At 74.6% G+C, this 12,998-nt stretch carries 11 protein-coding genes; 3 read left to right on the forward strand and 8 right to left on the reverse strand.

Annotation, left to right across the window (positions count from 1 at the left end):
- Window positions 1-30 precede the first annotated feature (30 nt).
- On the forward strand, window positions 31-1,542 hold the full coding sequence (locus tag ACSURM_RS32500; protein WP_436959336.1) for a glycoside hydrolase family 43 protein: 1,512 nt from the start codon (window positions 31-33) through the stop codon (window positions 1,540-1,542).
- A 161-nt stretch (window positions 1,543-1,703) separates the two neighbouring features.
- Complete coding sequence (locus ACSURM_RS32505; protein WP_436959338.1) at window positions 1,704-2,135, forward strand: tetratricopeptide repeat protein; 432 nt, start codon at window positions 1,704-1,706, stop codon at window positions 2,133-2,135.
- 72 nt (window positions 2,136-2,207) lie between these two features.
- On the opposite strand, the gene ACSURM_RS32510 is transcribed toward ACSURM_RS32505, so the two are convergent.
- The gene (locus ACSURM_RS32510) at window positions 2,208-3,281 is read right to left on the reverse strand and encodes a class I mannose-6-phosphate isomerase (protein ID WP_436959340.1); all 1,074 of its coding nucleotides are present in this window, start codon (window positions 3,279-3,281) and stop codon (window positions 2,208-2,210) included.
- A 165-nt stretch (window positions 3,282-3,446) separates the two neighbouring features.
- Window positions 3,447-4,016: a TetR family transcriptional regulator gene (locus ACSURM_RS32515; protein WP_436959341.1), complete on the reverse strand. Its 570-nt coding sequence runs from the start codon at window positions 4,014-4,016 to the stop codon at window positions 3,447-3,449.
- Between the two features lie 748 nt (window positions 4,017-4,764).
- Between ACSURM_RS32515 and ACSURM_RS32520 the strand changes: the two genes are divergently transcribed.
- Window positions 4,765-6,843 (forward strand): SpoIIE family protein phosphatase, encoded by a 2,079-nt coding sequence (locus tag ACSURM_RS32520; protein ID WP_436959343.1) that lies wholly within the window; start codon window positions 4,765-4,767, stop codon window positions 6,841-6,843.
- A 43-nt stretch (window positions 6,844-6,886) separates the two neighbouring features.
- Here ACSURM_RS32520 and ACSURM_RS32525 read toward each other — a convergent pair whose 3' ends face one another.
- The 6 genes from ACSURM_RS32525 to ACSURM_RS32550 all read right to left on the reverse strand — a co-directional run bounded on the left by ACSURM_RS32525 (window position 6,887) and on the right by ACSURM_RS32550 (window position 12,869).
- Window positions 6,887-8,149 carry an MFS transporter gene (locus ACSURM_RS32525; protein ID WP_436959344.1) on the reverse strand — a complete coding sequence of 421 codons (1,263 nt, stop codon included), beginning with the start codon at window positions 8,147-8,149 and terminating at the stop codon, window positions 6,887-6,889.
- Window positions 8,150-8,213: 64 nt separating this feature from the next.
- Entirely contained in the window at window positions 8,214-9,131 is a 918-nt protein-coding gene (locus ACSURM_RS32530; RefSeq protein WP_436959346.1) for a thiamine pyrophosphate-binding protein, read from the reverse strand.
- 162 nt (window positions 9,132-9,293) lie between these two features.
- Window positions 9,294-10,538, reverse strand: a complete 1,245-nt coding sequence (locus tag ACSURM_RS32535; protein ID WP_436959348.1) for a cytochrome P450 family protein — start codon at window positions 10,536-10,538, stop codon at window positions 9,294-9,296.
- A complete protein-coding gene (locus tag ACSURM_RS32540) occupies window positions 10,535-11,650 on the reverse strand; it encodes an amidohydrolase family protein (RefSeq protein ID WP_436959349.1) in 1,116 nt (371 codons plus the stop codon). The genes ACSURM_RS32535 and ACSURM_RS32540 overlap by 4 nt, the downstream gene beginning before the upstream one ends.
- A complete protein-coding gene (locus ACSURM_RS32545) occupies window positions 11,647-12,534 on the reverse strand; it encodes an NAD(P)-dependent oxidoreductase (RefSeq protein ID WP_189993145.1) in 888 nt (295 codons plus the stop codon). The genes ACSURM_RS32540 and ACSURM_RS32545 overlap by 4 nt, the downstream gene beginning before the upstream one ends.
- Complete coding sequence (locus ACSURM_RS32550) at window positions 12,531-12,869, reverse strand: antibiotic biosynthesis monooxygenase family protein (protein WP_436959351.1); 339 nt, start codon at window positions 12,867-12,869, stop codon at window positions 12,531-12,533. The genes ACSURM_RS32545 and ACSURM_RS32550 overlap by 4 nt, the downstream gene beginning before the upstream one ends.
- Window positions 12,870-12,998 lie beyond the last annotated feature (129 nt).

Consider the following 12,998-nt stretch of genomic DNA (forward strand, 5'->3'; position numbering starts at 1 on the left):
CAGGTGCGGGTCATCCCGAAAGGACTCGATGTGCCGAGCGCGCCCGGCAGCGGCCTCAGCCCCAGCAACCCCGTGATCCCGGGATTCCACCCCGATCCGAGCGTCTGCCGGGCCGGGGAGGACTACTACCTCGCCTGCTCCAGCTTCGAGTACTACCCCGGCATCCCCGTCTTCCACAGCCGCGACCTGGTGCACTGGACGCAGATCGGCAACGCCCTGGACCGGCCGGAGCAACTGCGGCTGCCGCCCGGCGCCCCCTCCTCCGGCGGCCTCTACGCCCCCACGCTGCGCCACCACGACGGCCGCTTCTGGCTGATCGTGACGAACGTCAGCGGCGACGGAAACCTCCTGTTCACCGCCACCGACCCGGCCGGCCCCTGGTCCGATCCGGTCCGGCTGCCCGGGGTGCGGGGCATCGACCCGGACCTCGCCTGGGACGACGAGGGCAACTGCTGGTGCACCGTGGCGGGAGTCAGCCAGGTCCGCATCGACCCGTACACGGGGGAGACCCTCGGCGAGCCGCGGCGCGTGTGGTCCGGGCCGCCCGGCGCCAAGGCCCCGGAGGCGCCGCACCTGTACCGCATCGGCGAGTACTGGTACCTGCTCATCGCCGAGGGCGGCACCGAGCGGTGCCACGCCGTCTCGGTCGCCCGTGGCCGCACCCCCGGCGGCCCGTTCGAGCCCTGCCCGGCCAACCCCGTCCTGACCCATCGCGGCACCGACCACCCGATCCAGAACACCGGCCACGGAGACCTGGTCCAGGGCCCCGACGGCTCGTGGTGGATGGTGTTCCTCGGGGTCCGGCCGCACGGCGGGTCCCCCGGCTGGCACGTCCTGGGCCGGGAGACGTTCCTGGCCCCGGTGACCTGGGTCGACGGCTGGCCGGTCGTCGGCGAGGTGACATCCGCCCCGGCCCCGCCGCCGTGGCCGCTCCAGCGGCCCGCCGCCGTGCCGGTCCGGGACGACTTCGACGGCGACGGCCTCGCCCCGGGCTGGATCTCGCCGCGCTTCCGCCACGAGGAGGACTGCACCACCGGGGAACGCGCCGGCTGGCTGAGCCTGCGGGCCCGCGGAGCCTCGCCGGACGACCCCGACGTCACCTTCGCCGGCCGCCGCCAGCAGCACCCGGCCTGCCGCGCGGCGACCCTGGTCGACCCGGCCGGGGGCAGCGGCGGCCTGGCCGTCCGCCTGGACGAGCGGCACCACTACGAGATCGAGGCCACGGCGGACGAGGTACGGGTGATCGCCCGGATCGGCCCGCTGCGGTCGGTGGTGGCCTCCCGCCCGTCGGCCGGCGGCCCGGTGGTGCTGGCCGTGGAGACGGCCCCCGCCCGGGAGGTCACCGACCCTCGCGAAGGACCCGACACCGTCGCGCTCGGCGTGCGGGAGGCGGACGGCACGTTCGCCGAACTCGCCAGGCTCGACGGCCGGTACCTGTCCACGGAGGTCGCCGGCGGCTTCACCGGCCGCGTGATCGGCCTGTACGCCGCCACGGGAACCGTCCACTTCGACTGGTTCGACTACGAGCCGTACGAGGGCTGACGCGGGGCGGGTGGGGGCTGGTGCCGGTCGGCCGGGCCCGTGACTTCGCTTCGGGCCCGGCCGGTCGGCCGTGCCGGGAATACCCGTCGGCCCGCACCGGTTCGGGGCAGTAGTTGGTTGATGTATCAATCAACGGGCCGCTCAGTACCGAGGGAGCACTGATGAGCGACACCTTCCACGACTACCCGGCGACGGGTGGGGTCGCGCCGGACCGCTGGGCGAGCGCCCTGCACCTGTTCGACGACGGCCCGGGCGTCCCGCACGAGGAGACCACGGCCGAACGCTGGGAACGCGCCCTGCTGCTCTTCGACGCCAAGGACTACGCCGGGGCGGCCAAGCTGCTCACCGCCGTGGTCGAGGAGGCCCCCGAGCAGACCGGGCCCCGGCTGCTGCTGGCCCGCGCCTACTACCACTCGGCACAGCTGCGGCGGGCCGAGGAGCAACTGCGGCGGATCATCGACCGGGATCCGGTGGAGCACTACGCCCATCTGATGCTGGGCCGCACCCTGGAGCGGCAGGGCCGGCACGAGGAGGCCACGCCGTGGCTGCGCATGGCCGCGGCCTTCGCCGGCGAGCTTCCCGCGGACGGCTGACGGGCCCGGGCGGAGCGGCGGGGCGGGCGGCACGTCACAGGGCCGACGGCTCTCTCACGTCTCTCAGGTCCCTCACGCGCCGAGCGCGGTGATCGCGTCCGGGCCGTGGCCCGCGGCGAGCAGGGGTGCGCGGATGTCGGTGTCGAGGTCCGGGAGGTAGCCGAGCAGGACATCGGCCGGCCCCTCGATCCGCAGCCGGCCCAGCGCGGCGGGCAGCAGCAGGCTCTCCGCCCGGGCCAGCCGCTCCCGTCCCCCCGGGGTGGACACGGTGACCGGCGCGCCCGCGTTGCTCAGGACCAGCGCCGTGGAGAACTCGTGCACCAGCGGCGCCGCGGTCCCGGCCCGCCACCGCTCCAGCGCGAAATAGCGCCCCGCGCACAGCACGGTCCGTTCCACACCGTCGTCCACCGGCACGCTCAGACCGGAGTGGAAGTCGGGGCGGGACTCGGGCCGCCACTCCTCCAGGAGCCGTTCGAGGGCGGCGTGCCACTCCCGGTCGGGGATCGGGGTGCCGTCCTCCATCCGGTGGCGCATGGCGTGCTGCTGGATGTCGGAGGTCTGCTCGATCTCGTAGACGAGCGTGCCCGGGCCGAAGCTGTGCAGGGTGCCGCCGGGGACGTAGAGGGTCTGCCCGGCGCGTACCGGCAGGCGGCGCAGGACGGCGTCGAAGTCCTGTGCCAGCAGCGCCCGGTGCAGCCGGTCGCGGTCGACCCCGTGCCGGACACCGGCCAGGGCGGTGGCTCCGGGGGCCGCTTCCAGGATGTGCCACGCCTCGGTCTTGCCGTTGGGCTCGCCCTCGAGACGGCGGGCGGTCTCGTCGTCGGCGTGCAGATGGACCGGGAGCGGACCGGTGGCGTCGATGAACTTCGTCAGCACGGGGAAGCGTTCGCCGTGCTGGCCGCGCCCGAGCAGGTCCGCGGCGTGTTCCCGTACCAGATCGCGCAGGGAGCGCCCGGCCAGCGGACCGGTGGTCACCACCCCGCCCTCGCCGTCCACGTCGCTGACCTCCCAGGTCTCGGCGACCGGGCCGTCCGGCAGCCCGGCACGGCCCCACCGGTCGGCCAGCACCCGCCCGCCGAAGACGTGCTGCTTGACCGGCGCGGTGAGGCGCAACGGGTACCAGTCCACAGTCCACGCCTCCCGCACCGGCCGGGCATCCTCCGCACCGGGGGTTCCCACCGCCCCCGCACGCAAACCGGGCCGGGCAACGCTTGGTCTCGGGGACGTGCGGCTGTCCGGCGGGCCAACGGCGCGTCGGTGGGCGGGACACACGGAGCTCTCGGTGGCGGGAACGCCCGGCGCCCGGTGGTGTCACCGCTCGGGTGGGCGCGGTTCGGTGAGGCGGCGGGTGGTCTCCACCACGGCCGCGCGGTGCCGGGCCAGCCGCTCCGGCGATTGGGGTCGGCCTGCTTCGTCCGCCCAGAACCAGGCCTGGGCCGCGGCCAGGACCATGGTCAGCAGGTCGGCGGGCGCCAGCGTCCGGGACAGTGCGCCGCGCGCCTGCGCGTCGGCCACCTCGGCGGTCCGGCGCCGGAAGTCCTCCGTCGCGGAGCCGGGGCCCGCGGGGCGCTCCAGCAGCTGCCACAGCCGCAGCCGCAGGAGGTCCGGCCGGGCCACCAGGTGGTCGAAGACCGCGCCCGCGTATCCGGGCAGGTCGTTCGGGTCGAACGGCACGGACTCGGCGCCCGCCTCCGCCGCGCGGCGCAGTACCTCGTCGAACAACTGGTCCTTGCTGCCGAAGTGGGCGTAGATCAGCCGCTTGTTCGCACCGGCGGCCGAGGCGATCCGGTCCACCCGGGCGCCGGCGCTGCCGTGGGCGGCGAATTCGGCGAAGGCGGCGTCGAGCAGCCGGGCTTTGGTCGCGTTCGAATCCCGAGGCATGCCCGCCACCCTAACCAGTGACGATCACGTTTGTTGACCCCTACACCGACCCGGCCCGGACGGCCGTCCGACGGTCCAGCGGACGACCTGCCCGGGACCGACGGCGGCACCTGCGGGCGGGACCGCTGAGGAGGAGGGGAGCGAGGCTCGTCCCCGGCCGGGACGCCACCCCCGGCCTGCTGCGGCATCCGTCCCCGGCCTGCGACCGCGGCCCTGCCCGGCCTGTTGCCGTGATCCTCCCCGGCCCGCTGCCGCAGCCGTCCTGGGCCCGCTGCCGCTGTCGCAGGCGTCTCCGGCCTGTGGCCGTGGGGCCCGGTTCGGCCTGTTGCCGGGGTCGTCATCGACCCGCCGCCGTGGCCGTTTCGGCCCACCTACGTAGTCGCCCCCGGCCTGCCGCAGCGGTCCTCCCCAACCCGTCGCCGTGGGCGCCCTCGGCCTCCCTCGCCAAGGGCGGCCACCAACCTGCCGGTGTGGCCCCTCCCTAACCCGCCGTGGTGGCTGCCCTCGGCCCCCCCGCCAGAGCCGCCACCAACCCGCCGTCGTGTCCCCTCCCTAACCCGCCGCCGTAGCCGCCCCCAACGCCCCCGCCACAGCCACCCCCCACCCGCCGCCGTGGCCGTCTCCGGCGCCGTGTCGCATCGTGGAGAGGGTCGGCGGTCCGTGAGGGAGGCCGTCTCGTCCGAGCCGTGGGCGAGCCGGCCGCACCGGTGGTGGCCGGTGGTGCGGCCGAGGGAAGGAGCGCGTTTCCATGAGACGACAGAAGCCGCGCCCGGAGCAGGCCGATTCCCTGGCGGGCGCCGCCGACCCCAGCGGGCTGCTGGACCTGCTGGGCGTCGCCGCCGTCCTGCTGGAGGCCGACGGCAAGATCGACATGTGGAGCCCCCAGGCCGAGGAACTCTTCGGTTACTCCCGCGGCGAGGCGGTCGGGCAGTACGCGGCACCGCTGCTCCTCCACCCCGAACACCAGGACGCGGCGGTCACCCTGTTCGCCGACGTGATGGAGACCGGCCGGCGCTGGGCGGGAGCCTTCCCCGTCCGGCACAAGGACGGCAGCACCCGGATGATCGAGTTCCGCAACGTCCGGCTGACGGACAACCTCGGCGACCACTACGCCCTCGGGCTGGCCGTCGACCGCGTCGCCCTGCGGCAGATGGAACGCAAGCTGGCCCTGTCCAACCGGCTGGTCAGCCAGGCGCCGATCGGGCTGGCCGTCATGGACACCGAGCTGCGCTATCTCGCCGTCAACCCCGCCCTCGCGGCCATGCACGGCGTCTCCGAGGCCGACCACGTGGGCCGCGGCTTCCGCGAGATCCTCTCCGACCCGGACTTCGAGGACGCCGAGAACCTGATGCGGCGGGTCCTGGAGACCGGCACCCCCGTGGTGGAGCAGCAGGTGGTGGGCCGTACGGCCGCCGACCGGGAGCAGGACCACGCCTGGGCGGTGTCCGTCTACCGGCTGGAGGACCACCGCGGCCGGGCCCTCGGCATCGCCAACGTGGTCGTCGACGTCACCGACCGGTACCGGGCGGCGCGCAAGGCCGACCAGGCCCAGCGGCGGCTGCGGCTGATCGCCGACGGCTCGGCCCGCATCGGCACCACCCTGGAGGTGGACCGCACCGCGCGGGAACTGGCCGACGTCCTGGTGCCCGGCCTGGCCGACATGGTCTCGGTGGACCTCCTCGACTCGGTCCTGCAGACCGGCCGTACCGCCCTCGGTGACGGACCGGCGCTGTTCCGCGTCGTGGCGGTGAAGACCGCCTACCTCACCGACGCCGGCCGGGCCATGGTGCCGCCCGGCCGCCTCACCACCTACCACGCCGACCACCCCGCGTCGCACTGCATCCGCAGCCGCCGCCCCCTGCTGATCACCCACCTGGGCGGGGGCGACCACTCCCGCATCGCCGCCGATTCCGAGGCCGCCGCGCTGTTCGCCCGGGCCGGCGTCCACACCGACATGACCGTCCCGCTCATCGCCCGCGAGAAGATCCTCGGCGTCATGAGCCTGGCCCGGGCCCGCAACCCGCTGCCGTTCGACGAGGACGACCTCACCCTCGCCTGCGAGCTGGCCTCCTCCGCCGCGCTGAGCATCGACAACGCCGTGCTGCACCAGCACATCCGCAGCGCCGTCGAAACCCTTCAGCGCAGCCTCCTGCCGCAGCCCCCGCCCCGGCGCCCCGGCCTGGAGATCGCCGTCCGCTACCGCCCCGCCCAGGCCCGCGACGAGGTCGGCGGCGACTGGTACGACGTGATCCCGCTCGACGGCGACCGCACGGCGCTGGCGGTGGGCGATGTCATGGGCAGCGGCATCCAGGCCGCCACCGCCATGGGCCGGCTGCGCACCGCGACCGCCACCCTGGCCGACCTCGACCTCGACCCGGCACGGATCCTCACCCACCTGGACAAGACCACCCGCGAGCTGGACCCGTACATCGCCACCTGCGTGTACGCGGTCTACGACCCCCACCGGGCCCGGCTGCACGTGGCGTCCGCCGGCCATCTGCCCCCGGCCCTGGTGCGCACCGGCGAGCAGCCGCGGCTGCTGGACCTGCCCACGGGCACGCCGCTCGGGGTCGGCGGCGTCCCCTTCGAGAGCACCACCGTCGAGCTGAAGCCCGGCGACCGCCTCGTGCTCTACACCGACGGGCTGGTGGAGACCCGTGACGACCCCATCGACGAGCGGCTGGAGGCCCTGCTGCGTCTGCTGGCACCGCAGGACCAGTCCGCCGAGGAGACCTGCGACCGGCTCCTGCGCCTGCTGCGGCACCCGGCCGACCACGACGACGTCGCCCTCCTCATCGCCTGCGCGCAACCCCTCGCGCCCGCCTGAGCACACCCGGGGCCGCCCGGCCGGAGTCAGCGGGGGAGAGCCGTCAGGCCGCCGGACCGTCCCCGGTCTCCCGGACCGGGGGACGGCCCGGCAGGGTGAGGACGGCCAGGACGGCGCAGCCGGCCACGGCGGCGAAGAACCAGAAACCCCAGGGATGGCCGATCCCGGCGGTCACCAGGGCGCCCGTGACCGACGGGCCGACGAGGGAGCCGACGCGGCCGATGCCGGACGCCGAGCCGAGCGCGGTGCCCCGGACGGCGGCCGGGTAGAAGTGGGTGACGTACGCGTAGACGAGCACCTGCGCGGAGAAGACGAACACGCCGGTGAGGAAGACGACCGTGTCGAGCAGCAGGTCGCTGCGCATCCTGACGCCGAGGCAGGCCAGCAGCACCGCCGAGCCCGCGAACCAGGCCAGCGTGGTCGGTTTGATGCCGCGCCGGTCGGCCACGAAGCCGCCCAGCACCAGCCCGGCCACCCCGCCCGCGTTGAGCACCAGCAGCTGGGTCACGGCCGCCGGCACGGGATACCCGGCGTCGTTCATCAGCTTGGGCAGCCAGGTGTTCAGGCCGTAGACCAGCAGCAGCCCCATGAACGAGGCCACCCAGATCCCGGCGCCCGCGCGCAGATACGCGGGCCTGAGCAGCTCGGTGAAGGGAACCCGCGGCGACCCGGACGTCCCCTTGGCCCGCAGGAACGCCGCCGACTCCGGCAGCCGGAACCACTGGACCACCGCGACGGCCAGTCCGGCGGCGCCGAGGACGTAGAAGAGCACCTGCCAGTCGCCGGCCATCCGCAGGGCCAGCAGCGAGGTGATCACGGCGCCGGTGTGGTAGCCGGTCATGGTCAGCGTGCCGGCCCGCGCCCGCCGCTCGGCCGGCAGCCGCTCGGCCATCAGGGTCAGCGACACCGGCATGCACGCGCCGAGGCCCACCCCGGCCGCGAGGCGCAGCGCGGCGAACACCGCCACCGAGCCGGCCAGCGGCACCAGCAGGGTGAACACCGAGAACTCCACCACCGAGGCGATGAGCAGCAGCCGCCGCCCGAGCCGGTCCGCCAGCGGGCCGACCAGCAGCGCGCCGATGGCCACGCCGACGAGCGACAGCGTGGCGATGGTGGTGGCGTCCCCCGCCGTCATGCCGAGGTGCCGGGTCTTCAGCAGGGTCGGGATGATGGCACCGAGGACGACGAGGTCGTAGCCCTCCAGCAGGACGGTGGTCCAGCACAGGACCACCGTCCAGGCGGCGCGCCCGGCGCCGCCGGTCCCCGCGGAGGCGCCGGACGCGCTGGACGAGGCGGCGGATGACATGACGGCGAACCCCCTGAGCGGCTGCGGGACGACGGGACGGACGACCGGGACCGGCGGCGGGTGGCTAGGCGGGAGCGGTGAGCGCGGTGTCGACCTGGACCAGCCGGGTGCCCTCCGGCAGGTACCGGCCGGGCAGATGCTCGTGGTACCGGAACACCGGGGCGCCGAGCACCAGGACGAGGTCGTGGCCGCTCAGCGCCCGGCAGACGGGCTCGATGCCGGCGGGCAGCACCCCGCGGAACAGCGGATGGCGGTTGGGGAACGGCAGCCGGAAGACCGAGGGCGCCGCCCACACCGGGCAGCCGAGCCGCTCGGCCGGCCGTACCGCGTCGTCGAAGAGCCCGTCCGCGTCGATGTCACCGCCCAGCACCAGGGCGGGCCGCCGGGCCCCGGCCACCGCCTCGGCCAGCCGGCGCCCCTGCTCCGCGCCGGGCGCCCCGGCCCGCTCGACCCGGCGTTCCGGCACGGCCGGCGCGTTCTCGTCCGCGTCGGCCGCCCAGTCGTCGTACGGCACGGACAGGAAGGCCGGCCCGCGCCGCAACCGCGCCTCGAAGACGGCCTGGGCGAGCGCGCGCGGCACGTCCCGCGCGCACGCCGGCTCGGCGGCCCAGCGGACGAGCGGCCGCATCAGGGCCGGGGCGTCCACGTTGGTGAGGTGGGCCTCCGGCCCGATCGCCGGCCGTACCTGCTGACCGGCCAGGACGACCAGCGGGGTGCGCGAGGCCACCGCGTTCGTCAGTGCGCCCAGCGCGTTGCCGGACCCCGCGGCCGAGTGCGGGCTGACCAGCGCCGGACGGCCGGACGCCTGCGCGTAACCGTCGGCCATGCCCACGACCGCGCCCTCGTGCGGGCCCAGGACGTAGCGGAACCCGTCGGGGAGACCGGCGAGGAAGGGCAGTTCGTCGGAGCCCGGGTTGCCGAAGACGGTGGTGAGCCCTTGGCGCTCCAGGAACGCGTGGGCGATGCGACGCACGGATGGCACGGGCGGCCCCTTCCGGCCGGGCGGTCCCTCACGGGGCGAGGCGCCACACGGTGACCGGCACGCACATGGTGCCGCGCCACATGGTGACGCGGCACACAGTAGGGAGCGCGCGCCCGGGCCGCCATACGCCGGTCGCCCCTGGTTTCCGGCGCGTTCGCGCGCCTACCCGGCGGGGTCCAGGACGACCGGCAGTTCCGCCAGGCCGCGGAAGGCGGGGAACGGCACCTCCAGCCACCGTGGCCCGGCGGCCGGGTCGGCCAGGGCCATCCGGGGGAACCGGTCGAACAGCAGGGTCAGGGCCAGCTGGGTCTCCAGCCGGGCCAGCGGGGCGCCCAGGCAGTAGTGGCCGCCGTGCCCGAAGCCGAGGTGGGCGTCCTGCGCGTTGCCGGGCCGCCGCACGTCCAGCGCGTCGGGGGAGTCGAACTTGGCGGGGTCGCGGTTGGCCGAGCTGATCGCGATCTGGACCAGGGCGCCCTTGGGGATCAGGGTCCCGCCGTACTCCACGTCCTCGGTCGCGTAACGGAACGTCGCGGTCTCCACCGAGCCGTCGTAGCGCACCAGTTCCTCGACCGCCGCGCGGATCAGCTCCGGGTTCTCCCGTACGGCGCTCCACTGCTCGGGGTGGCACAGCAGATGGTGCACGGCGTTGCCGATGAGGTACGCCGTCGTCTTGTGCCCCGCGAACATCAGCAGGAAGGCCGTGGAGACCAGTTCGCTCTGGGTGAGCGAGCCGTCCGCGCCGTCCCGCACCGCGATGAGCGCGCTCAGCAGGTCGTCGCCCGGGCGGTCCCGCTTGGCGTCGATCAGCTCGGTGAAATACCCGTGCAGCTCCTCCTCCGCCCGCTGCTGGGCCCGCTTGAACTCCTCGCCGAAACCGGTCTGCGCGACCGTGGTGGACAGCCGCTGCATCCGCGTCCGGTCCTCGGCCGGTACGCCGAGCAGATCGCAGATCACGATGATCGGCAGCGGGAACGCGAACGCGGGCAGCAGGTCGACGGGTTCCCGGGGCGGGCACGCGTCCAGCAGCTCGCGGACGATCTGCTCGATGCGCGGGCGCAGCGCCTGCACCCGTCGCGGGGTGAAAGCCGAGTTGACCAGCCTGCGCAGCCGGGTGTGCTTGGGCGCGTCGGAGTTGAGCATGTTGTCGTCCAGCGCGATGGACGAGTCTCCGAAGATCCTCCGGTAGGCGTCCATGGCCCCGTACATGTCCTTGCTCAGACGCGGGTCGGACAGCGCGGCCCGCGCGTCCTCGTACCGGGTGATCAGATACGTCTCGTTGCCGTGCGGCGGTCGCATGGGGCAGACCGGCGCCTCGGCGCGCAGCCGGGCGTACACGGCGTGGGGGTCGCGGCGGAACTCGGGGGTGCACCGCTCGGCCGCGGCGACGGCCTCCTGCGTGGTGGTCACGGACGGCTCCTCAGGTCGAAGAGGGCTTGGGCGTTGCCGCCGAGGATGAGCTGCTGGGACGCCTTGTCGAGCGGCAGCTTCTCGACCATGTGGACGAAGTCCTCCAGCGGAGCGGCGATCGGCGGCGAGTCGGTGCCGAACAGCATCCGCTCCGGCCCCAGCACCTCCGCGTTCAGGCTCAGGTGCGCCGCGCTGAACGGACTGGTGTCGACGTACATGCGCCGCAGGGCGGCGGCGGGGTCGGCGGACGGGGGGAGAGCACCGGGAACACTTGAAGCGCCGTGGGCGCCGGGAGCACTGTGGGTGCCGGGTGCGCCGGGTGCGCCGGGTGCGCCGGGTGCGCCGGGTGCGCCGGGAGCGCTGTGGGCACCGGGAACACCGGGAGCACCGGTCGCGCCGGGGGCCTTGGGCGTTCCGGGCCGGCCGGCGCCGGGGGCGCCCCCGGCCCAGTGCCGGGGGCGCGCCGCGGTCTGCAGGCGCTCGGGCAGCAGCGCCAGCGCGCCGCCGCCGGTCGCGCCGATCAGCCGCAGGCCGGGGTACTTGTCCAGCCACCCGGCGAACGCGATCATCGCCATGCCCAGGGTGACGTCGCCGAAGCGGCCGATCTGCTCCACGAACGGCGTCTGCCCGACCCGTTCGGTGCCGGCCGGTTCCGCCGGGGCGTGCACCAGGACCGGCACCCCCGCCTCCGCGGCCAGCGCGAAGAACGGGTCCGCGCGGGGCGAGCCGAGCAGCTCCCCGTTGACGCTGGAGGTGGTGATCAGACCGACGAACGCGGGGTCCGCCAGGGTCTCCCGCACCCCTTCCAGGTGATCGTCGTCCCCGAACGGGTTGGCGTACACATAGCCGCGCAACTGGTCCGGGAACCGGCGGATCAGGCCCGACATCCAGGCGTGGAAGGCGCGCAGCCGGTCACGCGGCTGCGCGTAATTGTCCACGCCCGGCACCCGCGCCATCGCCCCGGCCCCGACGGGGCTGCCGATGATGGTCAGGTCGATGCCGGCCTCGGCGCGGGCGGCGAGCATGCCGTCGACGTCGGTCAGGGCCGGGGGCATGGGGAAGCGCTCGGCGGCTTCCGGTGGGGACAGGTGCCCGTGGATGTCGATGATCACGTGTCGGTTCCCGGTTTCGGTCTCAGTGCGCGGGTGATCGCGGCACAGTCCTGGTCGCCCAGTCCTTGCTCGGTGGCGCGGACGTGGGTCTCCGCCGCGGCGGTCGCCAGCGGCAGGCTCAGGCCGGCGGCTGCCGCCTGCTTGGTAGCGAGCATGAGGTCTTTCGCCATCAGCCGCAGCCGGAAGTCCGGCTCGTCGAAGCGGCCCGCCGCCAGCCGCCGCGACTTGAACGCCATGACCGGCGAGGCGAAACCGCTGCCCGCGACGGTCTTCAGGACCAGCTGCCGGTCCAGTCCGCTGGCCTCCGCCAGTTCGGTGGCCTCGGCCAGCGCCTGCACCTCGATGCCCATCAGCAGGTTCAGAAGCAGTTTCATCCGCATGCCGGACCCGAGTGCGCCCAGATGGACGACGTCCTTGCCGAGCGCCCGCAGCAGCGGGCCGGCCGCGGCGAACGCCTCCGGCGTGCCGCCGACGAACAGCCGCAGCTCGCCGTCGCGGGCGTGGTCGCGGTTGCCGAGCATGCCCACGTCCAGCGCCGCGGGCAGGTCCCCGGCGATCTGGACGATCTCCTCGGGGGCGACGGTGCTGGCGCACAGCAGCGTGCCCGGGTAGGGGCCGTTCGCCAGCACGCCGTCCGGGCCGCGCAGCACGGTGCCGAGGGCCTGGCCGTCGGCCACCACGCAGATGGCGGCGCTCGTGCCCGCGACCGCCTCGGCGGGGTGGGCGGCGACGTGCGCGCCGGCCTGCGCGAGCGGCGCGGTCCGGTCCGGGGTACGGTTCCACACCCGGACCGGTATGCCCTGGTCGAGCAGGCGGTGGGCCAGCCCGGCGCCCATCGCGCCGAGGCCCAGCACGGCGACGGGGCCGTGGGCGGTGCGCGTCACGACTCCACCCCCCGCGTCTCCTTGATGACCCGGTAGCGCAGCGACTGCCGCTGGTCGACGAACTCGCGCAGCGGCGCGACCAGTTCACGGTGCTCCTCGCTCTGCTGCCAGGCGAAGAACTGCTCGGCCGACTGCCACTCGCTGGTGATCACCCACTGACGGGAGTCGTCGGCGGGCCGGCCGAGCCTCTCCACGATGTGACCCGGCGTGCCGGCCACGGACTTCCGGAGCTGCTCGTACAGGTCCAGAAAGCCTTGCTCACGGCCTTCGATGACGCGGACCGCGAAGACGACGCCCAGCTTGTCGGCCGATCGGCCCTGGTGGTTGGTGCCCATGTCTCCTCCTGGGTGAGATCCGGTAGGACACGACTCCCACGGACTCACGTCGCCCGTACGGCCGCAACTCCGAACGGGGGAGGCCCCAATGGGCACAAGGGGTGCACGCTGCGTCATTAGTCGTTTCGA

This window comes from Streptomyces sp. SudanB182_2057 (genome assembly GCF_964272715.1).
Lineage (GTDB): Bacteria > Actinomycetota > Actinomycetes > Streptomycetales > Streptomycetaceae > Streptomyces > Streptomyces rubradiris.

Excerpts from the sequence above, each read along its gene's own strand:
- ACSURM_RS32505 (WP_436959338.1), top strand. The coding sequence starts at position 1,704 with ATGAGCGACACCTTCCACGACTACCCGGCGACGGGTGGGGTCGCGCCG.
- ACSURM_RS32525 (WP_436959344.1), bottom strand. The coding sequence starts at position 8,149 with ATGTCATCCGCCGCCTCGTCCAGCGCGTCCGGCGCCTCCGCGGGGACC.
- ACSURM_RS32520 (WP_436959343.1), top strand. The coding sequence starts at position 4,765 with ATGAGACGACAGAAGCCGCGCCCGGAGCAGGCCGATTCCCTGGCGGGC.
- ACSURM_RS32515 (WP_436959341.1), bottom strand. The coding sequence starts at position 4,016 with ATGCCTCGGGATTCGAACGCGACCAAAGCCCGGCTGCTCGACGCCGCC.
- ACSURM_RS32550 (WP_436959351.1), bottom strand. The coding sequence starts at position 12,869 with ATGGGCACCAACCACCAGGGCCGATCGGCCGACAAGCTGGGCGTCGTC.